Here is a 24637-nt window from a genome sequence, read left to right on the forward strand (position 1 = left end):
GGTGAAGAGGGTCGAGACCAGCGGGTCGTGCAGGTAGGTCGGTGACTGCATGGCCCTCTCCTGGATAGGTGGCTTACGGAGGGCTCTGTTCATCAGGAGGTTTCCATGAACGAATTCGCACCTGTGCCGGAGTTCGCGCGAGGACCGGAAATCCCTGATGCCGGCTATCTCGTCACGGAGCTGGGTGGCGGTGCCTACGGCATCACCAGCGGGATGGTGAACACCATGTTCCTGGTGACCAAGAACGGCGTGGTCGTCGTGGACGCCCCGCTGGACCTGGGCGGAAACCTGCTGGCGGGGATCGAGGAGGTCACGCCGAAGCCGATCACTCACCTGATCTACAGTCACGCGCACGCCGACCACATCGGCTCCGCGCACCTGCTGGCCCGCGACGATTTGAAGATCATCGCCCACGACCGTACCGCCGAATTCATCAAGAAGGCGCACGACGGCAACCGGCCTCTGCCCAACGAAACCTTCAGCGGAACGAGAAGGGAGCTGGACATCGACGGAGAGCGGTTCGTCCTCGAGTACAAAGGAGACTGGCACCTGCCGGGCAATCTGTTCATCCACCTCCCGGAACATCGCATCCTGACGGCGATCGACAGTTTCACCGTCAAGAACGCGCCGTTCTTCCGTCTTCTCTTCACCCCTCATGTCCCCACGTATTTCGCCGCGATGGACCTCATGCTGGAATACGACTTCGAAACCGTCGTCTCGGGTCACATGGCCCTCTTCGGCACTCCTGACGACGTCCAGACGCATCGCGAGTACATCCGCGACCTGCGCACCTCCGCCACCGAGGCGCTGCGCGAGGTGGACCTGAGGGAGGCCGCCGCCGCTGCCGGTGTGCCGGACGACAATCGGCAGGCCCGGCTCAAGGTCTGGATGGACGCGGTCGTCGCACGTGCGACGGAGCTCATGCCGGCGTCGTGGGACAAGCGCCTCGGCGGGACCGACATCTGCCTCGCCGACAACCTCAGCGTCGTCGCATGGAGCGCTTTCATGGACTGACCGGATGGCAGCTCAAAAACGAGTTCTCCCTGGATGTGGCGGTTCAATAGGGTCACGTCATGACGCTCTTCGGTTCGGTCATCGACGTACGCCCCCTGTTCCCGCGTGAGCGGCAGGCCATGCTGGACCTGCTGCGTGCCCTGGACCCGGCGGACTGGGCCAGACCGACGATCTGTCCAGGCTGGGACGTGCACGACGTAGTCGGTCACGTTCTCAACGACTACATGCGGCGCCTGTCGGGCAGCCGCGACGGGCACGGGGGCGCCGTCTTCGCCGACGACGAGACGCTTCCCGCCTACCTCGCGCGGACCAACGACGAGTTCGTCCGGGCCGGTCGCCAGCTCAGCCCGCAATTGCTGATCGACCTGCTGGAGCACCTGGGGCCGCAGCTGGACACCCTCTGGGCGGCACGCGACCTGCAGGCGCCCGCCGACCTGAACGTGTCCTGGGCCGCCGCCATGGACCTCGACAGCCCCGCCTGGCTCGACATCGGTCGCGAATACACCGAGTTCTGGGTTCACCAGCAGCAGGTCCGCGACGCGGTTTCCCGGCCCGGAGCCACGCAGCCCGATCTCATGGCGCCGGTGCTGGACCTCTTCGCGCGCGCCCTGCCGCACACCTTGAGGACGTACGAACGCCCCGACGGCACAGCGGCTCACCTGGAGGTGCTCGGGGCGGCCGGCGGGCAGTGGAGCGTGGCCTGGCAGGGCGGCCGATGGCGGCCGGGGATGCCCGGCGACCGGCCGGCCGCGCGGGTCTCGATGGACCAGGACACCTTCTGGCGGCTGGCGACCAGGGGCATCAGCGTCGAGGAGGCCCGCGCACGCTCGAACCCGAGCGGCGACCCGGAGCTCACCGCGGCCATGACGACCTTGCTCGCGGTCGTCGCCTGAAACGACCGGACAGGGCCGCTTCACCCGTCACATGCACTGACGCCGGTCGGCGTGCAGGGGCGCGAGCTGCCGGTCGTGCAGGCGGGTGAGGAGCAGGAGGGACGCGACGGCGCCGATGAGGGCGCAGGCCATGTCCCACTGGGTGTCCCACTGGTCGCCCTGGACGGCGAGGAAGGCGTCGGCCGCCGACCCGGCCGCGAGCGCCGACCACCACTCCAGCATCTCGAAGAAGGCGCTGAAGGCCAGGCAGACGCAGACGGTCAGCGGGGCCAGCCACGCGCTGCCGCGCAGAGGGGAGGTCCGCACCAGCACCTCACGGACCAGGATCGCGGGCACGAACCCCTGCACCAGATGGCCGACGCGGTCATAGGGGTTGCGCGACAGCGCCAGCACGTCCTGCAGCCAGTGCCCGAACGGAACCCGCGCATAGGTGTAGTGCCCCCCGACGATCAGAACCAGCGCGTGCACGGCCAGCAGGCAGCACAGCAGCGTGGTGAGCGGGAAGCGCCGCCAGAGCACCACCAGGAGCGGCAGACCACCGATCACCCAGAAGGTCTCCAGGAGCCAGGTGAGCCGGTCGTAGGGACGCAAACCCGAGACGACCAGAGCGAGGAGCACCACGGCGGCCAGCACCAAGGGCAGCCGCCGGGCGGCGGAAGCAGGAGTCATGCGATCAGCCTCGAAAGCGGTGGGGGTGAGAGAAGCGAGGGGAGCAGGTCATCGTCATCGACCGCCTGATGTCCGGATCCGTGGGACAGGCGTCCTTGCAGACATCCGTCGTGCGCCCACAGACTATCCACATGACAACGAATCGGTCCGACGAAGTGATCTTCGCCGTGTCCGACGGAGTGTTGCTGCTCGACGTGGCCGGCCCCGTTCAGGTCTTCAACGACGCCGGTGGATATCGGGTGCGGTTGGCTTCGCCGGACGGGCAGCCCGTTCGCAGCGATGTCGGCATCTCGCTGAGCGTGGATCTCGCGCTGTCGGATCCGGACCTCGACGTGGACACGCTGGTGGTGCCGGGCTATCCGAGGAGGTCGTCAGGGGTTCTCGGGTCCGCGCTGGTCGACAGGCTGCGGGAGCTGGCGCCGCGGGCCCGGCGGGTGGTGTCCGTGTGTACGGGCGCGTTCCTGCTCGCCGAGGCCGGGCTGCTCGACGGCCGGCGGGCCACGACGCATTGGGACGCCTGCGCCGAGTTCGCGGCGCGGTTCCCGGGCGTCACGGTGGAGCCGAACGCCATCTACGTACGCGACGGCTCGATCGTCACGTCAGCGGGTGTCACCGCCGGGATCGACCTCGCGCTGGCGCTCGTCGGGGAGGACCAGGGCGAGGACCGGGCCCGTGCGGTGGCCAAGCACCTCGTCGTGTTCCTGCAGCGTCCCGGCGGGCAGCGCCAGTTCAGCGTCCCGGGCGCCGCTCCCGCGCCCCGCAACCCGACCGTACGCCGCGCGCTCGACCTGGTCGCCGCGGACCTGTCCGCGGACCATCGCCTCGCCACGATGGCCGCCGGCCTAGCCGTCAGCGAGCGTCACCTGACCCGCCTGTTCCGCCGCGAGCTGGGGTCGACGCCGGCCCAGTTCGTGGAGCGGCTCCGGGTCGAAGCGGCGCAGGCCCGGCTGGAGTCCGGGGACGCCATCGTGCGGGAGATCGCCAAGGCGTGCGGCTTCGGCTCGCAGGAGACGATGCGCCAGGCGTTTCTGCGGGTGCTCGGTGTGGCGCCGTCGGCGTACCGGAATCGGTTCCGGCTGGCCGGCCACCGGCCCGTGGTGGATCCTCAGACCCGAGGCTGACGGCGTTCAGTACATCTTCGTGGTGGTGTGCTGGACGGCGGAGGGAGCCAGGCGGACGCCGCTGGCGGTGACCCGGTGGCCGCGGGTGTCGGTGACCCGTACGGAGAAGGGGCCCTGGCCCGCGCCGGACTCGGCGATCCAGTAGTTGTAGTCGGCCCTGGCCAGCTTGCGCCACGCGCCGCCGGCGGTCTTCACCTCGACCGAGGTGAGCGGGTTGCCGTGGTTGTTGACCAGCAGGGCCAGCCACCACTGCGACGACCCCTCCTTGACGCGGAAGGAGAGCGGTTTGCCGATCTTCGGGTTGGCGGCCGGCCTGTAGGTGACCCCGACCAAGCCCCTGTCGGGGTCCGCGACGCGGGCGAAGGCCTTGCGGCTGAGGTCGATGTGCCCGGCGGGGCACTCTGGGCACTGGTCGACGACCTTGACCTGCACGGAGCCCTTCGGCCCGGTGACGGTCAGGTAGCCGCCGCAGGCGGCCGCGGCGCGGTACTCGCCGCGGGAGAGCGCGACGTAGAGATCGCCGGCGGGAGGCGACGGATAGGAGCAGTTGCCGCCCCCGGACCGGAGTTCGTAGAAGGTCGCCTTACCGCTGGTCGCTTTCGCCGACGCGCCGGCGGCCGCGGTGCTCTCCTTGCTCCGGCCGGATTGGGCCAGGGCGGAGGCAGGGAGGAGCGAGGTTGCGGCGAGCGCGGCGGCGAGAACAGTGGGTAAGCGGCGCATCCAGGTTTTCCTCTCATATGTGATGGATGCGACAGTAGCGAAATCGGTATATCTCGGTACGGTAAAGCTGCAGATCTTCCGTGATATGTCCGGGAAATAGCCGGTTATTGCCCTGGATGTTCAGGCAGCGGCAATCGACACTCGCGTCATGAAATCGATGACGAAAGCACTGCTCGCCGGGTCGGCGCTGGCCTGCCTGGCGGTGGCGGGCACGACGGGCACGGCGCACGCGGCCGTCGGACGGCTGACGTTGATCAGCGGGACCGCCGGCGTCAGTTTCAGCTACACGACCTGCCAGCCGCCCCGGGATCAGCCGGTGGAGCTGTACGAGGTCGACACGTTCGACAACCAGCCGGTTCCCGGCTGCCAGGTCGTGCTCACCGGCCGTACGGGCGCGAGCCAGGTGCTCTGCGTGGGGCGCGGAAGCCTGCCGCCCGAGCTCCGCCAGGTGCTTCGCGTCCGGATGCAGCCGGGCACGGCCCCGCCCTGCGCCTACGGGCCGACGGCGGGCAGCTGATGCGAATCGGCTGACGCCAGGTGGGCGCGGATGCTCTCGGCGTCCACCCCCGTCTCTTCGGTCCGGTCGATGCCGAGGGCGGACATGATGGTCAGGGCCTCGGCCCAGTGGCGCCGGGCGTGGTCGGGCCGGCCGAGCGCGTGGTGGGCGTGGGCGAGGCCGTCGTGGGCGCGGGCCTGGTCGCTCGGCTGGTGAAGGTCCGAGGCGAGGTCCAGCGCCTGGCGGTGGCAGTCGAGTGCCTGGTCGGACTGGCCGCGGGCATGCTGCAGCCGGCCCATGCCGTGGAGGGCCTCGAACTGCCAGTTGCTGTTGCCGATCTCGCACGCCAGGCGCAGGGCCTGCTCGTAGCAGTCGTACGCCTCCTCGTACCGTCCCTGGAAGCGGTGCAGGTGGCCGAGGCCGTTGAGGCTGTCGAGCTCGCCGAGCCGGTGCCCGGTGGCGCGGGCCAGCCCCAGGGCCCGCGTGAAGTAGCCGGTGGCCGGGCCGTGCGCGCCCTGTCCGAGGTGGATGAAGCCGATGCCGAGCAGCGCCCGTAACTCGCCGGTGCGGTGGCCGATCGAGCGGGCGATGACGAGCGCCCGCGCCAGCTCGTCGGCGCTCGTGTCGTACCACCCCATGATCCGGTGGACGTTGCCGGCGGCGATCAACGCGTCCAGCTCACCCGTACGGTGACCGATCGCCCGGGCGATGTCCAGCGCCTGCTCGAAGTGCTCGGCGGCCCGCGCGTACTCTCCCTGGAACCCGCGGACCATGCCGATGCCGTTGAGCGCCCGTAACTCGCCCGCTCGATGACCGATGGCGCAGGCGATGGCCAGGGCGCGGGAGGAATCCTCCAGAGCCGCCTCGTACCGGCACTGCATCTGACGGATCTCGCCGAGCCCGAGGAGGGCCTCCAGCTCGCCCGTACGGTATTCGGCGGCCCGGGCCGCCGACAGCGCCCGCTCCAGGAGCGTCTCGGCCTCGGCATACCGGCCGCGGGTGCGCAGGCACCGGTGCAGGGTGGCCGACAGGTGCCGGACGTGTTCGGAGAAGCCGTGCTCGGCGGCCAGCTGCGCGAGGCTGAGCAGGTTGGACAGCTCGGCCTCGAGCCACGCGGCGGCGTCGGCCACCGCGGGCGGCGCCACCTCGCCCGGCGCGATACGCGGCCGCATGTCCGCCTCGTAGGGATAGAGGAGGTCCATCGCCGCCGAGGCCGCGCGGCTGTAGTGGTTCAGCAGCCGCGCCGAGGCGGCGCGCCGGTCGGACTCGGGCTCTTCGCCGGCGGCCCGTTCGGCGGCGTGTGTCCTGATCAGGTCGTGGAATCGGTAGCGGCAGGGGATCGGCTCCTGCAGCAGGTGGACCTCCAGCAGCCGGTCCAGCAGCGTCGCGGCCCGCTTGACGGTGGTGGCCAGCAGCGCGGCGGCCGCGTCGGGCGCGAGGTCCATGCCGGGGTGCAACCCCAGCAGCCGGTACGCCCGCCGCTCGGCGTCCGTGAGCTCCTGGTAGGACAGGTCGAGCGCGGCGGTGACGCTGTGCTGCCCGGCGCGCAGCTCGCTCAGCGGGTGCTGGTGCTCCTCCAGCCGCTGCAACAGGTGCCGCACGCTCCAGGCCGGATGGGCCTTCAGCCGGGCCGCGGCCAGGCGGATGGCCAGCGGTAACAGCCCGCACCGCCGTACCACCGCGGCCAGCACCTCCCGTGGCACCCCCGCGACCCGCTCCTCGCCGGCGGTGCCGGTGAACAGCGCGATCGCGTCCGCGAGCGGCAGCACGTCGACCGACACCGTACGGGCGTCGTCCAGCCCGACCAGCCGCCGCCGGCTCGTCACCAGCACCAGGCAGCCGCCCGCACCCGGCAGCAGGGGCCGCACCTGGGCCTCGTCGGCGGCGTTGTCCAGGACGATCAGCATCTTCCGGTCGGCCAGCACGCTGCGATAGAGCGCGGCCCGGTCGTCGAGGTGCTGCGGAATCGTCTCCCCGGGCACGCCCAGCACCTCCAGCACGCGGGCGAGCGCGTCGGCCGGGTCCGCCGCGGGCATGCCTCGCGTGTAGCCGTGCAGGTCGACGAACAGATCACCGTCGGGAAAGCGCGGAGCCAGCTGGTACGCGGCGTGCACGGCCAGCGCGGTCTTGCCCACCCCCGCCATGCCGTCGATGGCGGTGACCACCACCGTGGCGGCGTCACCGATGTCGTCGAGAACGGCCAGCTCCCGTGCCCGGCCGATGAACGCCGCCGCGTCGGCGGGCAGCTGCCGCGGGGTCGGCCGCGCGCCTTCCGACAGGCCGTTCGCGGCACGCGTCAGAACGGACACCTCCGCGGCGTCCAGGCCCAGCGCCACGGCCAGCGAGCGCACCGACGCGCTGCGCGGCCGCCGCAGCTCGTCCGCCTCCAACCGGCGAACCGTGCGGACGTTGAGCCCCGCCCGCGCCGCCACCTGCTCCTGGGTCAGCAGCGCCCGCTCACGCCAGCTCCGTAACAACGCGCCCAGGCCCGGCCCCCCGACCGGACGGCCCGCCTCGGCGCCGTCGCGTACTCCTGACGGCATGAACCCATCTCCAAGTGGTCAGCTGTCCGGATCAAGAACGAGCCTATGTCATTCTCCATCGGCCCGCTGGCCCTGGCGCAGGCGCTACAGGAGGCTGTCTCGCGCGTAGGCGGCGGCCTCCGTGCGGTTGCGTACGCCGATCTTGGCGAAGGCGTTGTTGATGTGCGTCTTGACCGTCGTCTCCGCGATGAAGAGCGCCGAGCCGATCTCCGCGTTGCTCATCCCCCGGGCGACGAGCCTCAGCACCTCGACCTCCCGTACGGTCAGCCCGTCGGGACACGCCGAGACCGGCGGCGGCGCGGCACGGGACAGCGCGTCCACCAGCCGGCGGGACACCGCCGCCGAGAACGTCGACTGCCCGGCGGCGGCCGAGCGCAGAGCGGCGGCGATCTCCGCGCGCCCGGCGTCCTTGGTGAGGTAGCCGCAGGCCCCGGCCAGCAGGGCGGAGTCCACGGACCGGTCGTCGTCGTACGTCGTCAGCACCACGACGGCCACCTCCGGATGCGCGTGGGCGATCCGCCGCGTGGCCTCGACGCCGTCCATCACGGGCATGCGCAGGTCCATCAGCACGACGTCGGGGCGCAGCTCGGCCACCAGGCGCAGGGCCTGTTCGCCGTCCCCGGCGTCGCCCACCACGTCCACGTCGTCGACCAGGTCCAGCAGCGCCACCAGGCCCTCGCGCATGAGCTGCTGGTCGTCCACGACCAGGACCTTCATTCCGGCACCTCCGCCCGTACCTCCCACAGGCCCCCCGACGGTCCCGCGCTCAGCGTCCCGCCCGCGAGCGCCAGCCGCTCGCGCATGCCCTGCAGCCCGTGCCCGGATGACGGCGCCGCGGCCGCGTACGGATTGCGCACCACCAGCCGGACGGCGCCCTCACCGTAGCCGATCTCCACCGTGACCGGCTCGCCCGGCGCGTGCTTGGCGGCGTTGGTGAGCGCCTCGCGTGCCGTACGCAGCAGGCAGACCTCCGCCGCCGGGGTGATCGGCCGCCGTGTGCCCGTCGTACGCAGCTCGGCCGGCACCTCGTGGTCCCTGCGGTGCTCGGTGACCAGCAGGCTCAACGCGTCGGGCAGCGGCGGCACGTCCTCGCGCAGCGCCGCCACTGCCGAACGGGCCTCGACCAGCCCTTCCCTGGCCAGTGCCCGCGCTCTGCGGACGCGCGCCACCGCCCCCTCCACGTCGCCCCGCTCGGTGAGCATGGCCTCGGCGACCTCCAGCTGCACCCCCAGGGCGCCGAGGGAGTGCGCGAGCACGTCGTGCAGCTCCCTGGCGATGCGGGTCCGCTCGTCGAGCGCCATGGCCCTGGCCCGGTCGTGCTGGGCCTGCCGGTACTGGCGCCGCTGCAACGCGAAGAGCACGGTGAGCATCACGACCGTCCCGCGGACCACGATCGCCGATCGCGGCTGCTCCCACCACAGCAGGCTGCCGACCATGAGCACCAGGTCGGTCGCGGTGACCGCGGCGATCGCCGCCATGCTCGGCGTCATGTGCGCCGCGAACAGCAGCAACATCGCGAACACGAACACCGTGGGCGCCGGCTCGACCGACCCCGACACCGACGCCGCGACCGCCGAACCCGCCGCCAGCGCGGCCACGGCCACGCGCGGGAACCGGCCGTCGAGCAGGACGAAGGCGAGCCAGCACGCCATCGACACACCGAGTGCGGACCACAGCAGCGCGGGGACGCGATCGGGCTCGGCGGCCGCCAGCGACCAGGCGAGGACCAGGCTCAACAGCAGCCTGACCAGGCGCCCCGTTTCGGGGTCGTCGGCCGCCAGGAGCCGTACGACCCGCCCCCACACCTCTCGCATCGCCTAGCGCGAGTCCTTCAAGGTCAGAATCATGTCCACCAAGATAAGCCGGAAGGCCACGAAACCGACGACCACCAGCAGCGCCACGACGACGATCGCGAGCAGGAACTTGCCGTTCATCTTTCCCCCGTTGGCGTCCAGGAGCCGGTGCAGCAGTTCGAGCCAGAGGCTGCCCGGCCGTCCAGAGTGCTTGTCCATGCCTGGGACGGTAGGGACGGGGCGGGGTGGAGCGGCACCTCCGAAGGGTGGAGAGCGGGGTGGAGGCGCTGTCATGATGGGCTGATGCCCCCGGAGACCGCTTATCACGGCGCGCTCGGAGACCAGTTCGCCGAACATGCCACCACGAGCCCGTACAACGCCTACGTCGACCGGCCCGCGATGCTGGAGCTCGCCGGTGACCTCGCCGGGACGAGGGTTCTCGACGTCGGGTGCGGAGCCGGGCACTACGCGGCCGAGCTGCTGGCCCGCGGGGCCGAGGTGGTCGGTGTCGACGGGAGCGCCGCGCTGCTGGGTCACGCGCGGGCGCGGGTGGGGGAGCGGGCCGAGCTTCTTCTGCGCGATCTGGAGGAGCCGCTGGACTTCGCCGATGACGCGTCGTTCGACGGGGCCGTGTGCGCGCTGGTGTATCCCCACGTCACCCGCCGCGCGCAGTTGCTGGGCGAGCTGCGCCGGGTGCTGCGGCCGGGAGGGTGGCTCGTGGTCTCGACCGGCCATCCGACCGCCGACTGGCAGCACTTCGGGGGCTCGTACCACGCCGGCGACTGGGTCGAGCTTCCCGTGGGCGACGGCCCGTTCTCGATCCACTTCCAGCGGATGTCGCTGGAGGTCTTCCTGGGGGAGCTGCTGGCCGCCGGGTTCGTCCTGGAACGGGTCGTCGAGCCGCGCCCGGTGGCCGCCCTGCGGGAGATCGACGAGGCCGCCTACGACAAGCTGAACGAGCGGCCGTCCTTCCTCGCCGTCAGGCTCGTACGCCCCTGACCGCGGCCGCGGGATTCTTCAGACGGCCACCGGGGTGAGCCGGTTGCGGACCCATGAGGCGCCGGCCGCGGCCGGCCAGAACCGGCTCGCCAGGTTGCGTGCGGCGATCCCGGCGCGGGTGGCGGGGACCATCATGGCCGCGGCCGTCGCGACGTTCCCCTGGCGCGGGTCCACCAGGGTGCGGTGCTCGGCCTCGTACCGCGCGAAGGCCGATCGCGGGTCGGCGGGGGTGGCGGCCAGCTCCTCGGCGAGGGTGTAGGCGCCGGCCATGGCCAGGGTGGAACCGTCGCCGAACAGCGACACCGACGAGGCCGCGTCGCCCAGCAGCGCTATACGCCCTTCGGCCCAGGAGTCGAGGCGCACCTGGCTGACGGAGTCGAACCAGAGGTCGTCGGTGGCGCGGACCTGGTCCAGCAGCTCCGGCACGCGCCACCCGTCACCTGCGTAGGCGTCGGTCAGGATCCGCTTGTGCTGCGCGAGGTCGCGGTGGTTGAAGCCCCGCACCTCCGGGTGACGGAAGATGAAGGCCGCCAGGGCGCGGCCGTGTACGGGGTGGACGGAGGCCAGCCGGCCGGGGGCGTTGTGCAGGACGACGTCCTGCTGGTTGTCGGCCGGGCCGTCGAGCTGCATCGTCGCGACGTAGAGGCCCATGTGGCGGACGAACGCGGACTCGGGCCCGAAGGCCAGCCGCCGGGTCGTCGAGTGGAGCCCGTCGGCTCCTATGACGAGGTCGAACCGGCGCGGCGCGGCCTTCTCGAAGGTGACGTCCACGCCGTCGCCGTCCTGGCTCAGCGCGGTCATCGTGTCGCCGAACAGGACCTCGGCCGAGTCGCGGCTCGCCTCGTACAGGATGGCCGCCAGGTCGGTACGTGTCACCTCCACCTCCCGGCTGCCGGACGCCTGCCGCAGCGCCCGCATGTTGACCCGCCCGACCTGGCGGCCGGAGGCGTTGACGAAGCTCATCGCCGTCACCTGCGTGGCCGCCTCGCGCAGCCGCGGCATCACGCCCATGCGGTCGGCCACGGTCACGGCGGGGCCGCGGACGTCCACGGGGTTGCCGCTGGAGCGCAGGCCGGTGGCGCGTTCGACGACGGTGGGCCGGAAGCCGCGCCGCGCCAGCCAGTACGCCAGCGTGGTGCCGCCGATGCCGGCTCCGGAGATCAGGACTGTCTTCATGACTCACTCCTCAGGTTGCCGTGTTTCGCCGTGACCATATGACGAGATTTGAAAGTTAGTCAATTGCTAGTTGGTGAGTTGACCAGATTTCGCATTTGGTCATATGGTCTGCGGGTGAGCGCCGAACGACTCCGAGACCCGCGGCAGCGAGCCGAGCGGGCCGCACGGATCCTCGACGTGGCGGCGGACCTGCTGCTGCGCCACGGCTACCGGCGGGTGACCATCGACGACGTGGCCGCCGGGGCCGGCATCGGCAAGGGGACCGTCTACCTGCACTGGAAGACCCGGGAGCAGCTGTTCGGCGCGGTCTTCGCGCGGGAGGTGCTCCGGGCGATGGACGAGCTGCGCCAGGCGCTCCGGGAGGATCCGCGGGCATGCCTGCTGCACCGGTTCGCGCGGGCCTACTTCCTGGCCATCGCGAACCGGCCGCTGCTGCTCAGCTTCCTCCTGGCCGATCCCGACCTGGTCGGCAAGCTGACCAGCTCCCCCGACCCGGCCCGCGACGAGCGGCACGGCGCCATGGCCCGCGACTACCTGGGGCTGCTCGCCGAGCACGGCCTGCTCCGCGACGACATGAGCGTCGATGAGCTCGGGTTCGCCTACCAGGCGACGTTCGAGGGGTTCCTGCGGGCGGGGGGCGCCTCGGACGGCCGGGAGCAGCGGGCGGACCTGCTCTCTCGTACCGTCCGGCGGGCGTTCGAGACCGAGTCCGCGGTCCCCGACGCCACGTTGCGGGACGTCGCCGCGGCCGTGGTCACCTTGCTCGGCGACGTGATCGACGCCGACCGCGCCGAGTCCGGCATCCCCGAGGGGTAGAGCGCCGGCGCGCCGGTCAGGGCTGGGAGATGAGCTGGACGCGGATGCCGTTGTCGTACGGGACCACGATCGTCTGGTCGCGGCCGAGCTTCCACTCCGGGTTGACCAGGAACAGCCGGCCGCCGGAGGCGAGCAGGAGCCGGAAGCCGCGGTAGCGGTGCGCGTAGCTCGGGTCCTTGCCGGTGGTCTTCAGCCGGATGTGGGTGATGCCGGGAGGTACGTCCTGCAGCGGCTCCTTCATGTCGAGGATGACCTCGGCGCGTTTGGGCAGGTCGTGCGCGTCCTGCTCGCCCCGGCCGGTGCCGTAGGCCCACGCGACCGTGGTCGAGGCCCAGAACAGGCCGGCGACGGCCAGGCCCAGCACGCTCAGCACGCCGTTCCTGGCCAGGCGGGGTGACATGAGCGGGCGGCCGCGGTTCTTGCCGTGGATGTGGATTCCGTACGCCACCATGGCCGGGCCGGACGCCAGCGCGAGCGGCGTCGCGCCGATGACGACGCTGGTGTCGGCGTCCCCGAGGAAGATGCCGATCATCGCGCGGCCGATCAGGAGCAGGCCGACGAGCGTGAAGCCGGCGGCCAGGAAGGTGTTGACGGTGTCGCCGGGGCGGCGGGCGAGCTGCCAGGAGACGGTGGCGTGGACGGCGATGACCAGCAGCGTGCCCAGGCAGATCAGGGCGGCCGGGACGTGCACGACTTCGAGGCCGTCGAGGAGCAGGCTCTGGTTGGACAGGCCGGTCATGTCGAGGGATATGCCGAAGTAGTCGAAGCGGGCGCGGGTTGCCACGTAGCCGAAGTAGATCAGCAGCGCGGTCGCCAGCGTGGTGGGGCCTACGGCCTCGGCGAGTTGCCGCACCCGCGCCGAGACCGCCTCCTGCCCGGGTGCCGTCTCTTGCGCGCTCGCTGCCTCCGGCGCGCTCGCCGTCTCCTGCCGGGGTGCCGTCTCTTGCGCGCTTGCCGTCTCCTGATCGGGTGCCGTCCCCCGCTTGGTCGCCGGCTCCTGTCCGGTTGCGGTTTCGCTCGCGGGCTCGTGCGTGGTGGTCACTCTCCCTCCGGAGCCGTGGTCGTGCCGTCATCCGCCGTATCCGGCCCGTCGTCCTGCGATCCGGAGTCCGAGTCCTCCTGAGAGCTGCCCGAGTCGTCGGTGGAGGTGCCGGTGTCGTCATCCGGCGACGGCGTCGGGGACTCTTCGGAGGAGGTGCCCGAATCGCCGATGTAGTACGAGAACTGCGGAACGTTGTTGGATGTCTGGCCGGTCACTTCCACCGGCGCCTCCGCCGTCGGCGGCGGGCCGCCCCAGTCGCGGACCTGGTCGCAGGGCGCGTCCTCGACGTTGACGCACAGGTAGCGGAAGCGGACCACCGCCTGGATGACGTACGGGCGGTCAGAGGCGTCGCCCGTGATGATCGCGCCCGCGAGGCACTGCGAACCGGCCCTCAGCTGGACTCCCTGGCACAAGGGGTCGCCGGTGGGGTCGCAGTGGCCGGGGGCCGATCGGGCCGTGGCGCGGCCGGGGCCCGACTGCACGGCGAAGGAGACGGACTCGATCGTGCCGACGGTGGAGGTCTTGTTGATGATGGTGACGCAACCGTCGTCGCCGGGGGAGCCGTCGAGGTGCACGCCGTTCCAGTGGACGCTGCGGCGGTTGTTGCGCGTTCCCGGAGGCGTGGACCTGTCGCCGGTCGGTTGCCCGTCGGCATCCTTGCCCTGACCGGTCGAGCCGTCGGGCGCTCCGGTCGCCGAGCTGTCGTCGTCGGGCGCACCGCTCGTCGTACCGTCGGCGTCAGGTGCGTCGCTCGCCGAGCCGTCGGCGTCGGGTGCGTCCGCCGAGCCGTCCGGGGCGTCCGCGGTGGCGTTCGTCCCGGTGCCGGCCATCGGCTCCGCGCCGTTGCCGGTGGCGACGCCGGCCAGCCAGGCGATCCCGAGGACCGCCACGAGGCCGAGGATTCCGGCCATGATGAGCATGCGTGCCCGCGATGGCGTCATGGATCCTCCTGGAGTGCGTCGCCGATCCCTCATCAAGCCCCAGAATCGGCTCCTCCGGCTGGGATCGCATGAGTACCCCCTTACTCAAAGCGACGTTCCCCGGACGGCGGCCGTGACGGTCACCTTCTCCAGCCCTCAGGTCGGCGCCTGAGGGGATGCCGAGCGCTCAGGTCTGGCCCGGCCCGGCGTCTGAGGTGACGCCGAGCTGGTCGAAGGCCGCGCCGACGCTCGGCCACAGCGCGGCCGGGTCGCCCGCCGCGACCTCGTGGCCGGCCTTGTAGCAGGCCAGCGCCACCTGCGGGGCCAGCGCGGCGGTCTCCGCCGAGGCGCCCTGCTGCCTCAGGAGCTCCCCGGCCAGCTCGACGAGGCGTCGCTGTTTGCGGGCCGCGCGGTCGTCGAGCTCGGGGTTCGCCGCGATCAGCCGTTCGCGCAGGACGTAGCGGTCGGTGTCCCGCGTCGCCCATGCGCAGACCGCCGCCACGGTGTCGCGCAGCAGCGCGAGCGCCTCCGGCAGCGACGGCGGACGGTCGAGCCGCAGCTCGCGGTGTCGCCGGGCGATGTCGTCCAGCAGTTCCTCCTCGCCGGCGAAGACGACCTCCTGCTTGTCGCCGAAGTAGCGGAAGAACGTGGTGCGGCCGACCCCGGCCCGGTCGGCGATGTCCGCGACCGTCACACCGGCGTAGTCGCGTTCGGCGAACAGCTCGTAGGCGGCCGCGACGATCTCGTCACGGGCTCGCTGCTGGTTGCGGGCGCGGAGGGTGGATCGGGGCACCGCCTCAGTCTAGTCGTGCTGTACTTCGATCCATTATGGTACGAAGTACCACTTAGGTACTCCATTCCAGGGAGTTGGACATGCGAGCGGTGCAGATCACCGAGTTCGGCGGGCCCGAGGTCGTGGCCGTGCGAGAGGTGCCCGAGCCCCGGCCGGGAGCCGGTCAGGTTCTCATCGACGTGGCGCGATGCGGGGTGAACTTCGCCGACGCGCTCCTGCGCGAGAACCGCTACATCGCCGCCGTCACGCTGCCGCTGATCCCCGGGATCGAGGTCGTCGGCCGGACCGCGGACGGGCGACGGCTGGCCGCGATGATCTCCGACGGCGGGTATGCCGAGAAGGCCGTGGTGGCGGAGGACAGCGCCTTCCCGGTGCCCGACGGGGTGGACGACGTGACCGCCATCGCGCTGCTCGTCCAGGGGTTGACCGCCTGGTGGCTGATCAATCGCACTGCTCGGGTGCAGCCGGGGGAGAGCGTGGTCGTCCACGCGGCGGCGGGCGGCGTCGGCTCGCTGGCCGTACAGCTGGCCAAGCTGCGCGGCGCCCGCGTCATCGCCACGGCCGGCACGCCGGACAAGCGCGAATTCGCACTGTCCCTCGGCGCGGACGCCGCCGTGGACCCCGCGGCGGACGACCTCACCGGGGCGTTGCGGGCGGCGAACCACGGCGATCCCGTCGACGTGGTCCTGGAGATGACGGGCGGCCGCGTCACCGACCAGAGCGTCGCCGCGCTGGCCCCGTTCGGCAGGCTCGCCTACTACGGGATGGCGGGCGGGGTCGAGCCCACCCCGGTGCCGCCGCGCGACCTGCAGCGCCGCTCGGCCACGGTCAGCGGCTTCTGGCTGATGAACGCCCTCGCGCACCCGGAGGTCCTCGGCAAGGCGTACGTGGAGATGTCCGGGCAGGTCGCGGCGGGTGAGCTGCGCGTCGTCCACGGCGGCGACCACCCGATGTCGGAGGTACGGCGCGTGCACGCGGACCTGCGTGGCCGCCGGACCGTCGGCAAGCTCGTCCTCGACCCGACAAGATAGAACCGATCGGTTCGATCTCTGTTAGGATCCGGACTTGTGGCGATATTTGTCTTGATCCCCGGTATGTGTCATGGCGGCTGGTGCTTCGACGAGCTCGCCGAGCAGTTGCGGAGCCGAGGGCATCGCGCGTACCCGCTGACCCTGACCGGCATCGCCGAGCGCGGCCACCTGCTGACCGGCGGGGTGAACCTCGACACGCACATCCAGGACGTGACCGGCGTCCTGGCCGCCGAGAACCTCACCGAAGCGATCCTGGTCGGCCACAGCTACGGCGGGATGGTGATCACCGGGGCCGCCGACCGCGCGCCCGAGCGGGTGCGCGACCTGGTCTACCTCGACGCCGTCGTGCCCGGCCACGGGGACTCCTGCTGGAGCCTCGTCACCGATCAGGAGCGGCGCTGGTACGTGGACGTGGTGGACAGCGGTTACGCGACCCGGCCGCTGCCGTTCTTCGACCCGCGCGCCACGGCCCATCCGATCGCCTCGCTGCTCCAGCCGCTACGGCTCACCGGAGACCTCGCGCACGTGCACCGCAGGGAGTACGTGTACGCGGCGGAGTGGGAGGGGGTGTCGCCGTTCACGTCCATATACGAGCGGCTGCGCCGCGACCCCGCGTGGACTACGCACGCGGTGGCCAGCGCGCACAACCTCATGCGCGACGCGCCGCAGGACCTGCTGGAGATCCTGCTCGACGTCGCCTAGCACGTCCACCGGTCCGTTCGGCGCGGCCTCGCCGAACGTGCGATGACCAAGCACCCTGTTCGACCGCTGCTCGAACTCCTCCAACGAAAAGCCGCCGACCACCGACCGCCGAACCACCGATGGCCGACCCGCTGACGGCCGACCCCCACAGCCGAATCGCCGAACCGTCGACCGCAGCCGGGCGCTCCATGCGCGATCGGTGCCAGGCATTCGCGACTCGGCAATCCGATGTCGGAGAGTCGAGGTTGGGGAGTCGAGATCAGCGGGCCGAGGTCAGGGAGTCCACGAAGCGCGACATTCCGGCCAGCCATCGGTCAGGGTTCTCGGCCTTGCGGTGGACGAACTCGGCCACCTCCGGGTGCGGGAAGATGTGGAAGCGCTCGGCTTCGAGGCCCTCGACGACCGCGGTTGCCACGTCCGACGGATCGAGGATGATGCCCGAGGCGGCCACGGCCCTCGCGGTCAGATGGTCCTCCTCCAGCCCCTGCTCCAGCATGCCGGTACGCACGCCCTGCGGGCACAGGACGCTGATCTTGATGCCCCGCGAGGCGTAGTGGATGGCCACCCACTCGGCGAACGCGATCGCCGCCGCCTTCGTCACCGCGTACGGGGCGTCGCCGGGGCAGCTGATCAGGCCCGCGGCGGAGCAGGTGTTCAGCAGGTAGCCGCCGCCTCGGGCGATCATGGAGGGTACGACGGCGCGGGCGGCGTACACGTGGGCCAGCACGTTCACCGCGTACAGGCGGCTCCACTCCTGGTCGGGGGCGTCCAGGCCGTGGCCGCCGATGATGCCGGCGTTCGAGCAGAACAGGTCGACCGGTCCGAACGGCGTCTCGGCCAGGGCTGCCACCTCCGGCTCCGAGGACACGTCCACGCGTACTGCGGTGGCGCGGTCACCGATCTCCTTGGCCACTGCGATCGCCCCGGCCTCGTCGAGGTCCGCGACGACGACCCCGGCCGCTCCTTCGGCGGCGAACCTGAGCGCCATCGCCCTCCCGATCCCGCCGGCCGCACCCGTGACGACGACGACCTTGTCCCGTACCCGCATCTGCACTCCTTCCGGTCCCGAGCGCGTCCGCCCTGCCGGGCAGGCACTTCCACCGCCCCGCCCTTGCCGGGAACGACTCCGCCCTTGCGTATCTCGACCGCCTCTGGCCGCTTCGGCCGAAGTCCGACCTCCCAGGCAGAATCCACCCTGACTGCCTCCCACCGGAACCCCCGCCCGAGAAGGCGATCCCGCCCTGACTGCTTCCCGTCGGGAACCCCGCCTGAGAAGGCGAACCCACCCTGAACGCCTCCCGTCGGAACTCCCGCCCGAGAAGAGGCGGTATGGGCGGCGAACCCCAGCAATTAGAGCGTGATTCTGCTGCGGCTCAGCGTGATCAGATGAGAGGTTTCTCATCTGGGCTTCAGCGTGGTCTCCTCGAAGGGCGTCAAGGTCAAGGTCATGAAGCATCGGGGAACGTTGGTCCTCTTCGCCTTGGCCGCGGCGATGGCGGGGTTCATGTCGGTGGGGCTGGTGCGTGCGGCCGACAGCGAGCCCGATCTGGGCGAGGCCGTCGTGGTGTCACACACGCCCGCGCTGGGCGAGGCCGGCATGTCGGCCCCCGCGGGGAGCGGCGCCCCCGGGCCGGGCTCCGGCCCGCCGACCCCGGTCGCGAAACCAGGCCTCACCCCGGGCGCGAGACCGGACCTCACCCCAGGCACGAAACAGGAGCCCACTACGGGCACGACGCCACCGCGCGCGACGGACACGGCGTCACAGTCGGCCGCCGATGCCAGGTCCGGGCCTGCCGCGAATGCCGGATCCCAGCCTGCCGCTGATGCAGGATCCCGGCCGGCCGCCGACGCCGGGTCCCAGCCCGCTGCCGGGGTGAGGCCGCAGCCCACCGCAGGCGTGAAACCGAAACCCACCGCGAGCGCCAGGCCGAAGGCCGGCACGAGCACCGGCCCGAGACCCGCCGGAGCCACCGGGTCGCGCGACGGCGACGAGGCCGCGGCGCGCGGGACCGCCGTGCGGCCCGTCCCGCGCCAGACCAGGGCCGAGCCGGTCAGACCGCCGGCGCCGAGACCAGGTGGCGGTGACGATGACGACGACGGTGGCAGTGGCGACGACGGTGGCGGTGGAGATGACGATGACGGCGACGACTGACCAGGCGATCGAATGCGGGTGAGCGCCCGTGCCCGGATCGTGGGCTGGATGCTCGCCGTCGTCGGCCTCGCCCTCGCGGTCTCGATCTTCGCGACCTGGACCATCCTGCTGGCTCGTCTCGACGACCGTACGAACCTCGAGCTCAGCAACGAGGCGGAGAAGCTGCGCCGGTACGCCGCGACCGCGCGCGACCCGGAGACCGGCCGCACGATCACCGACGTAGGAGAGCTGCTCACGGGATACCTGGCGCTCAACGCGCCCGACAGGTGGGAGACGTTCTTCAGCATCGTCGACGGCAAGGCCCACAAGATCACCGCGATCCCGCCACCCGTACGCCTCGACATCGACGACGCGCTGGTCGCGCGGCTGGCCACGGCCATCAAGCCCGGCGGCGGTGAGATCGAGAGCCCGAAAGGAACGGTCCATTATGCGGTGATCCCGGTGACGGTGAAGCCCGACCCCCGCCCGGGCCACCTCGTCGTGGCGATCCTCTACGATCGCCACCGCGACGAGATCGTGGACGCGGTCCGGGTCCTCGGGCTGTCCGCGCTGGCGGCGCTGGCGTTAGCGGGGGCGGCCGGGTGGTTCGTGGCGGGGCGGGTGCTGGCGCCGGTCCGGCTGATCAGCCAGACGGCCGAGCAGATCAGCGACTCCACCGATCTCACGCGCCGGCTCGACGTGCCGGGCGACGACGACGTGGCCGCGCTGGCCGCGACGTTCAACCACATGCTCGACCGGCTCGAGAACGCCTTCGTCGTGCAGCGGCACTTCATGGACGACGCCGGCCACGAGCTGCGTACGCCGATCACCGTCATCCGCGGCCACCTGGAGCTCATGGGCGACGATCCGCGCGACCGCGCGGAGACGCTCGCCCTGGTCACCGACGAGCTCGACCGGATGAACCGCATCGTCGAAGACCTCCTCACCCTCGCCAGATCGGAGCAGCCGGGCTTTCTCGACATACACGACGTCGAGGTGGCCGACCTCACGGTCAGCGTCGTCGCCAAGGCCCGAGCGCTCGGCACCCGGCGCTGGCGGGTCGACGAGGTGGCCGAGGCCCGCGTGCCCGCCGACCGCCAGCGGCTCACGCAGGCGCTCATGCAGCTCGTGGCCAACGCCGTCCGCCACACCACCGACGACGACCTGATCGCCGTCGGCTCCGCCGTCCGCGACGGGTGGGTCGAGCTGTGGGTACGCGACAGCGGCCCCGGGGTGGCGCCCGCGGAGCGCGAGCGGATCTTCGGACGGTTCGTGCGCGGCGCGGGCCGCACCGTGACGTACGAAGGCGCCGGTCTGGGCCTGGCCATCGTCAGATCGATCGCCGAGGCCCACGGCGGCAACGTCAAGGTGACGGAGGCCCAGGGCGGCGGAGCCCGTTTCGTCATGTCCATCCCGCTGTGGGAGCTCTGGAGGCTGGGATGAACCGGATACTGATCGCCGAGGACGAGGCCAGGATCGCGTCGTTCGTGGAGAAGGGGCTGCGGGCCAACGGCTTCGTGACCGCCGTGGTGACGGACGGGGTCGCGGCGTACGACCTGGCCTGCGCGGGCGGATTCGACCTGCTCATCCTGGACATCGGGCTGCCGTTGAGCGACGGGTTCACGGTGTTGCGGAGGCTGCGGCAGTCCAGGGTGGCCATGCCGGTGATCATCCTGACCGCCCGCGACAGCGTGAGCGACACCGTGGCGGGGCTCGAGGGCGGCGCGGACGACTACATCGCCAAGCCCTTCGCCTTCGAGGAGCTCCTGGCGAGGGTGCGGCTGCGGCTGCGCGTGCGCGCCGACCGCACACCGGAGGTGACCGTGCTGCGGGTGTCGGATCTGTCGCTGGATCTGCGTACGCGACGGGCGTACGTCGGGGACCGGGCGGTGGACCTGTCGACCAGGGAGTTCGCGCTGGCGGAGATCTTCTGCCGGCACCCCGACCAGGTCCTGACGCGCGAACAGCTCCTCAGCCACGTGTGGGGCTTCGACTTCGACCCCGGCTCCAACGTGGTGGACGTCTACGTACGCTACCTACGCCGCAAGATCGGCGCCGACCGCATCGAGACCGTCCGTGGCACCGGCTACCGCATGAGAGCCGCCTAATCATCACCTCACCCTCGCCTCACCCCGCCCCGAAAAGCTGTTCTCAGCAGCACCGACGGAGGGAGCGCCGTGACAGCCGGACTGGTAATGGATCTCGCGTCGATCGTCGCCCTGGCCTATGGCCTCTACTACCGGCGACATCATCGACGTGACCTGCTCTTCGCCTACGTGGCACTCAACGTGGGCATCTTCGCGGTGGTCTCGCTCCTGCTCGTCCAGCGCGTCGACGTCGCCGTCGGCTTCGGCCTGTTCGGCGTCCTGTCGATCATCCGCCTCCGCTCCAGCGAGATCACCCAGCAGGAGATCGCCTACTACTTCATCGCCATCGTGCTGGGCCTGGTCAACGGCATCGCGGGCGCGTGGCCGCTGACCGCCCTGCTGCTGGACGGCGTCCTGCTGGTGGTGATGTACGTCGCCGACCACCCGGCCCTGCTCGGCCGCACCCGCCACCAGGTCATCACCCTGGACGTCGTCCACTCGGACCCGGACCTGCTCCGGGTCGACCTGGAGAGCCGCCTGCGGGCACACGTCCTCCACTACGTGGTCACCCAGATCGACTACGTCCGCGACATAACGGTGGTCGACGTCCGCTACGTGGCCCCTCCCCAACGGGCCGGCGTCCGCTGAACCCCGTGAGCCGGAGTCATGCAGAAGGTGGTGGAGGTGTGGTGATGGGTGAGTTGGACGCGGATGTGCTGCTGGCCGGGATCGCGGCCGAGGTGGCGCCGATCGGGCTCGAGGACGTGCCGGAGCTGATGAGCCGGGTCGATCGCAAATACATCGTGACGGCCGCCACCATGGCGGCACTCGCGGCCGAGCTGGGAGACCGGTTCGCCGTGCTGCGCATCGGGGCAAGACGCCAGTTCCGCTACACATCGACGTACTTCGACACGCCTGACCTGCTCACCTTCCACCAGCACCGGCAGGGTCGGCGGCGCAGGTTCAAGGTGCGCACCCGCACCTACCTGGACGGGGGCGGCCGGTGGCTGGAGCTCAAGCTCAACGGCACCCGTGGCAGCACCGACAAGCACCGCATCCCGTACGACGACGCGCCGAGCCGGACGCTCACCCGGGAGGCGTTCGACTTCGTGCGCGACACCCTTCTCGCCGAGCTACACCTCATCGCCCCGGAGACGCTGGGGCCGGTGCTGTCCACCGACTACAAGCGGGTGACCTTCATTGACCCCTCGGGCGCGGCCAGGCTCACCTGCGACACGGGCCTGCTCTGCCACGACGGGTGCTCCAGCGCACCGGCGCGCCGCGACCTGGTGCTGCTGGAGTCGAAGTCCGCCGACGGGAAGGCGCTGGTGGACAAGGTCCTGCGCGGGCTGGGGGTGCGGCCGGTCACCGTGAGCAAGTACTGCCTGGCTGTCGCGGCGCTTCGGAACCTGCCCGCCAACCGCTGGCACCCGGTGCTGCAGCGCTATCTCGTCCATCGTCCCGAATCGGGTGCCCAACGCCTGGTGTCCAGGGGCTCAGCAGGGTGCTGGGGCCAGGCGGCCGCGCGGGGAAGGAGGCGGGCGGCGCCTCGGGGAGCACACGCCGGGGGGAGGAGCAGCGGCCTCGGCATCGGCATCCAGGGGTGATTCGGTGTCCGGGTTTGCTTCGGCGGGAGGGGGGTCGAGAGGGGGATCGCCGCGTTCGGATTGGTTCGGCGGGCGGGGGGATCGGTGTGTCTCCCTTCGTTGTGACGGCGGCTGATCAGGGTGGTGCGGTTTACGGGGTCCAGGCTGGGTCGCGGCCGATGATGCCGAGGAGGCGGTCGAATTGCGGGGCGCTGTCCGGCACGTCTACCGGTGGGCCGAAGGCGCCGCGTTGCCGGCCCATCTCCGCCATCTGGTCGGTGAAGTGGAGCGCCCGCGAGACGGTCTCAGCGTCCGGCTCGTAGTCCTGGCCGGTGGCTCTGGCCAGGTCCCAGCCGTGTACGACCATGTCGACGAGGTACATGTGGGCCAGCGTGGTCATCGGCAGGCCCATGGCGGGGCTGGTGCCCTCCCACGCCTCGGGCCGGGACCAGGCGGCTAGCGTGCGCTCCGCGCGCTCGGGGAAGTCGCCCGCGTACGGTTCCTGCTCGATCCTCTCCCCCTGGCGGCCCAGCGACTCGAACAGGTCCGCCACCCACTCGAGGTGGTTGATCAGGTCCTTGACGTCGAACTTCGCGCACGGCGTCGAGGAGCCGAACTGCTCGGGTCGCATCGCGCGGACCAATCCCGCGGTCCGTTCGGTGGCGCGCGTCATCAGCGGCATCATGTCGTCCATGGCAGCCATGATGCCCCGCCTGACCCAGGCGCGGCTTGTAGAAACGCGACAGCGCGGCTGGGTCGACCCGTACGCGGGGCTCGACGCCTTCGATTTCTTCAGACAGGCGCCATCAGCGGAGATTGCGACGTTTGTGGAGCACTTCTGGGTCGTCACGTGGACCGACCTCGCCGAGCCGTACGAACAGCGCATCGTCTCGCACCCCACCGTGAACATGACGATCACCACGGACTTCCATCAGTTCGCGGGAGTGATCAAGGGCGGGTTCTCGTACACGATGCGGGGCAGCGGCCGCGTGCTCGGCACGCGCTTCCGTCCGGGCGGCTTCCGGCCGTTTCTCGGCGGTCCGGTGTCGCAGTTGACCGACCGTTTCGTGGAGATCGGCGAGATGTACGGCTCGGCGGGCGCCTCGCTGGTCGAGCAGGTTCTGGCCGAGCCCGATGCCCGGGCCGCCATCGGGCTGGTCGAGAGGTTCCTGCTGGGTCTGGGGCCGGAGCGGGATCCGCTGGCCGAAGAGGTCGCGGCGCTGGTGGAGATGGCCGAGAACGAGGTCTCCATGACCCGGGTCGATGAACTGGCCGCCAGATCGGGGCGGTCGGTGCGCTCGTTGCAGCGGCTGTTCCGGGACTATGTCGGCATCGGCCCCAAATGGGTGATCCGCCGCTTCCGCCTGCACGAGGCGGCGGAGCGGGTCTACGAAGGGCTGGACCTCGCGACGTTGGCCGTCGAACTCGGCTATACGGACCAGGCTCACTTGACCCGCGACTTCACCGCCGCGGTCGGGATGCCGCCCGCGGCCTACGCCCGCCTCAGAGGATAGGCGCGAGCGTATAAGTGATTAGTCGATGAGGTGATTTGCTGGGGTTCGGGTGGATTTCTGGTAATTGCGGGTTTCTGCGCATTCGAGTGTTTCGGATAGCAGCCGTCGCACCGTTTCATCGAGCGAACTGTTCTGATCGATGACGGTTTCGTAGCCGCCGGGCAGCAGGTCCCGTTCGATGTACCATTCGCGCATCATGTCCGGGCCGAACTCCGCGCTCTGCGGGCGGGTGGCGTGGCGGCGGAGCGTTTCCTCGAAGGGGATGTCGAGGTAGAAGAAGCGGCTGCGGCCGGGGAAGTCCTCGCGCAGGGACTGGAGCATCGGGGCGTACCTGCCGGCCGTGAGGATGCCCTCGAGGATGACGTGGTGGCCGTGGTCGAGCGCGTAGCGGGTGACGGTGTCGATGAGGCCGATGTTGACGCCGTCCGGGACGTCGAGTTCGCGGAGGATGTCGCGGCGCAGCACGTCCTGGCTCACCACCGCGAGGCTGCGCCTGCCGTACGCCTTGCGGAAGGCTCGGGCGACGCTCGTCTTGCCCGAGCCGGAGTTGCCGCGCAGGACGATCAATTGTGTGAGCATCCCGGCCAGCGT

At 71.0% G+C, this 24637-nt stretch carries 27 protein-coding genes; 14 read left to right on the forward strand and 13 right to left on the reverse strand.

The window, feature by feature from the left end; all coding sequences use genetic code 11:
* Positions 1–105 precede the first annotated feature (105 nt).
* A complete protein-coding gene (locus ACIHFD_RS53325; RefSeq protein ID WP_397373435.1) occupies positions 106–1014 on the forward strand; it encodes an MBL fold metallo-hydrolase in 909 nt (302 codons plus the stop codon).
* Between the two features lie 59 nt (positions 1015–1073).
* Complete coding sequence (locus ACIHFD_RS53330) at positions 1074–1907, forward strand: maleylpyruvate isomerase family mycothiol-dependent enzyme (protein ID WP_397373436.1); 834 nt, start codon at positions 1074–1076, stop codon at positions 1905–1907.
* A 27-nt stretch (positions 1908–1934) separates the two neighbouring features.
* Here the strand turns inward: ACIHFD_RS53330 and ACIHFD_RS53335 are convergent, their stop codons facing one another.
* The gene (locus ACIHFD_RS53335; protein ID WP_397373437.1) at positions 1935–2576 is read right to left on the reverse strand and encodes a DUF2238 domain-containing protein; all 642 of its coding nucleotides are present in this window, start codon (positions 2574–2576) and stop codon (positions 1935–1937) included.
* Between the two features lie 131 nt (positions 2577–2707).
* Here ACIHFD_RS53335 and ACIHFD_RS53340 point away from each other — a divergent pair, with 131 nt between their 5' ends.
* Complete coding sequence (locus tag ACIHFD_RS53340) at positions 2708–3697, forward strand: GlxA family transcriptional regulator (protein WP_397373438.1); 990 nt, start codon at positions 2708–2710, stop codon at positions 3695–3697.
* A 6-nt stretch (positions 3698–3703) separates the two neighbouring features.
* On the opposite strand, the gene ACIHFD_RS53345 is transcribed toward ACIHFD_RS53340, so the two are convergent.
* Positions 3704–4417 carry an expansin EXLX1 family cellulose-binding protein gene (locus ACIHFD_RS53345; RefSeq protein ID WP_397373439.1) on the reverse strand — a complete coding sequence of 238 codons (714 nt, stop codon included), beginning with the start codon at positions 4415–4417 and terminating at the stop codon, positions 3704–3706.
* 148 nt (positions 4418–4565) lie between these two features.
* Here ACIHFD_RS53345 and ACIHFD_RS53350 point away from each other — a divergent pair, with 148 nt between their 5' ends.
* Positions 4566–4934, forward strand: coding sequence for a hypothetical protein (locus tag ACIHFD_RS53350; RefSeq protein ID WP_397373440.1), 369 nt, complete (start codon positions 4566–4568; stop codon positions 4932–4934).
* On the opposite strand, the gene ACIHFD_RS53355 is transcribed toward ACIHFD_RS53350, so the two are convergent.
* The 4 genes from ACIHFD_RS53355 to ACIHFD_RS53370 form a co-directional block, all read right to left on the reverse strand.
* Complete coding sequence (locus ACIHFD_RS53355) at positions 4910–7456, reverse strand: ATP-binding protein (RefSeq protein ID WP_397373441.1); 2547 nt, start codon at positions 7454–7456, stop codon at positions 4910–4912. The genes ACIHFD_RS53350 and ACIHFD_RS53355 overlap by 25 nt on opposite strands.
* 84 nt (positions 7457–7540) lie before the next feature.
* The gene (locus tag ACIHFD_RS53360) at positions 7541–8173 is read right to left on the reverse strand and encodes a response regulator (protein ID WP_397373442.1); all 633 of its coding nucleotides are present in this window, start codon (positions 8171–8173) and stop codon (positions 7541–7543) included.
* Positions 8170–9270 carry a sensor histidine kinase gene (locus ACIHFD_RS53365; RefSeq protein ID WP_397373443.1) on the reverse strand — a complete coding sequence of 367 codons (1101 nt, stop codon included), beginning with the start codon at positions 9268–9270 and terminating at the stop codon, positions 8170–8172. The genes ACIHFD_RS53360 and ACIHFD_RS53365 overlap by 4 nt, the downstream gene beginning before the upstream one ends.
* 3 nt (positions 9271–9273) lie before the next feature.
* The gene (locus ACIHFD_RS53370; protein ID WP_185079465.1) at positions 9274–9468 is read right to left on the reverse strand and encodes a hypothetical protein; all 195 of its coding nucleotides are present in this window, start codon (positions 9466–9468) and stop codon (positions 9274–9276) included.
* 84 nt (positions 9469–9552) lie between these two features.
* Between ACIHFD_RS53370 and ACIHFD_RS53375 the strand changes: the two genes are divergently transcribed.
* Positions 9553–10248 carry a class I SAM-dependent methyltransferase gene (locus ACIHFD_RS53375; RefSeq protein ID WP_350728589.1) on the forward strand — a complete coding sequence of 232 codons (696 nt, stop codon included), beginning with the start codon at positions 9553–9555 and terminating at the stop codon, positions 10246–10248.
* Positions 10249–10266: 18 nt separating this feature from the next.
* Here ACIHFD_RS53375 and ACIHFD_RS53380 read toward each other — a convergent pair whose 3' ends face one another.
* The gene (locus ACIHFD_RS53380) at positions 10267–11424 is read right to left on the reverse strand and encodes an FAD-dependent monooxygenase (protein ID WP_397373444.1); all 1158 of its coding nucleotides are present in this window, start codon (positions 11422–11424) and stop codon (positions 10267–10269) included.
* A 114-nt stretch (positions 11425–11538) separates the two neighbouring features.
* On the opposite strand from ACIHFD_RS53380, the gene ACIHFD_RS53385 reads away from it, so the two are divergent.
* The gene (locus tag ACIHFD_RS53385; protein ID WP_397373445.1) at positions 11539–12240 is read left to right on the forward strand and encodes a TetR/AcrR family transcriptional regulator; all 702 of its coding nucleotides are present in this window, start codon (positions 11539–11541) and stop codon (positions 12238–12240) included.
* Between the two features lie 16 nt (positions 12241–12256).
* Here ACIHFD_RS53385 and ACIHFD_RS53390 read toward each other — a convergent pair whose 3' ends face one another.
* The 3 genes from ACIHFD_RS53390 to ACIHFD_RS53400 form a co-directional block, all read right to left on the reverse strand.
* Positions 12257–13282 (reverse strand): hypothetical protein, encoded by a 1026-nt coding sequence (locus ACIHFD_RS53390; RefSeq protein ID WP_397373446.1) that lies wholly within the window; start codon positions 13280–13282, stop codon positions 12257–12259.
* Positions 13279–14223 (reverse strand): hypothetical protein, encoded by a 945-nt coding sequence (locus ACIHFD_RS53395; RefSeq protein WP_397373447.1) that lies wholly within the window; start codon positions 14221–14223, stop codon positions 13279–13281. The genes ACIHFD_RS53390 and ACIHFD_RS53395 overlap by 4 nt, the downstream gene beginning before the upstream one ends.
* A gap of 166 nt (positions 14224–14389) precedes the next feature.
* Positions 14390–14995, reverse strand: a complete 606-nt coding sequence (locus ACIHFD_RS53400; protein ID WP_397373448.1) for a TetR/AcrR family transcriptional regulator — start codon at positions 14993–14995, stop codon at positions 14390–14392.
* An 80-nt stretch (positions 14996–15075) separates the two neighbouring features.
* Here ACIHFD_RS53400 and ACIHFD_RS53405 point away from each other — a divergent pair, with 80 nt between their 5' ends.
* Together ACIHFD_RS53405 and ACIHFD_RS53410 are read left to right on the forward strand one after the other, a co-directional pair.
* Complete coding sequence (locus ACIHFD_RS53405) at positions 15076–16026, forward strand: zinc-binding alcohol dehydrogenase family protein (protein WP_397373449.1); 951 nt, start codon at positions 15076–15078, stop codon at positions 16024–16026.
* 36 nt (positions 16027–16062) lie between these two features.
* The gene (locus ACIHFD_RS53410) at positions 16063–16728 is read left to right on the forward strand and encodes an alpha/beta fold hydrolase (RefSeq protein ID WP_397373450.1); all 666 of its coding nucleotides are present in this window, start codon (positions 16063–16065) and stop codon (positions 16726–16728) included.
* A 259-nt stretch (positions 16729–16987) separates the two neighbouring features.
* Here ACIHFD_RS53410 and ACIHFD_RS53415 read toward each other — a convergent pair whose 3' ends face one another.
* Entirely contained in the window at positions 16988–17776 is a 789-nt protein-coding gene (locus ACIHFD_RS53415) for an SDR family oxidoreductase (RefSeq protein ID WP_397373451.1), read from the reverse strand.
* 399 nt (positions 17777–18175) lie between these two features.
* Between ACIHFD_RS53415 and ACIHFD_RS53420 the strand changes: the two genes are divergently transcribed.
* The 5 genes from ACIHFD_RS53420 to ACIHFD_RS53440 all read left to right on the forward strand — a co-directional run bounded on the left by ACIHFD_RS53420 (position 18176) and on the right by ACIHFD_RS53440 (position 22553).
* Entirely contained in the window at positions 18176–18880 is a 705-nt protein-coding gene (locus ACIHFD_RS53420) for a hypothetical protein (protein ID WP_397373452.1), read from the forward strand.
* A gap of 18 nt (positions 18881–18898) precedes the next feature.
* Positions 18899–20302 (forward strand): sensor histidine kinase, encoded by a 1404-nt coding sequence (locus ACIHFD_RS53425; RefSeq protein ID WP_397373453.1) that lies wholly within the window; start codon positions 18899–18901, stop codon positions 20300–20302.
* Positions 20299–20967 (forward strand): response regulator transcription factor, encoded by a 669-nt coding sequence (locus ACIHFD_RS53430; RefSeq protein WP_350728600.1) that lies wholly within the window; start codon positions 20299–20301, stop codon positions 20965–20967. Before ACIHFD_RS53425 ends, ACIHFD_RS53430 begins: the two co-directional genes overlap by 4 nt.
* Positions 20968–21036: 69 nt before the next feature.
* A complete protein-coding gene (locus ACIHFD_RS53435) occupies positions 21037–21594 on the forward strand; it encodes a DUF4956 domain-containing protein (RefSeq protein WP_397373454.1) in 558 nt (185 codons plus the stop codon).
* Positions 21595–21638: 44 nt separating this feature from the next.
* Positions 21639–22553, forward strand: a complete 915-nt coding sequence (locus ACIHFD_RS53440) for a polyphosphate polymerase domain-containing protein (RefSeq protein WP_397373455.1) — start codon at positions 21639–21641, stop codon at positions 22551–22553.
* A gap of 130 nt (positions 22554–22683) precedes the next feature.
* Here the strand turns inward: ACIHFD_RS53440 and ACIHFD_RS53445 are convergent, their stop codons facing one another.
* Positions 22684–23226, reverse strand: coding sequence for a TIGR03086 family metal-binding protein (locus ACIHFD_RS53445; RefSeq protein WP_397373456.1), 543 nt, complete (start codon positions 23224–23226; stop codon positions 22684–22686).
* On the opposite strand from ACIHFD_RS53445, the gene ACIHFD_RS53450 reads away from it, so the two are divergent.
* Positions 23192–24046, forward strand: coding sequence for a DUF6597 domain-containing transcriptional factor (locus tag ACIHFD_RS53450; protein WP_397373457.1), 855 nt, complete (start codon positions 23192–23194; stop codon positions 24044–24046). The genes ACIHFD_RS53445 and ACIHFD_RS53450 overlap by 35 nt on opposite strands.
* Positions 24047–24064: 18 nt before the next feature.
* Here the strand turns inward: ACIHFD_RS53450 and ACIHFD_RS53455 are convergent, their stop codons facing one another.
* Positions 24065–24625, reverse strand: a complete 561-nt coding sequence (locus ACIHFD_RS53455; RefSeq protein WP_397373458.1) for a kinase — start codon at positions 24623–24625, stop codon at positions 24065–24067.
* Positions 24626–24637 lie beyond the last annotated feature (12 nt).

It is taken from the genome of Nonomuraea sp. NPDC051941, from assembly GCF_044593615.1.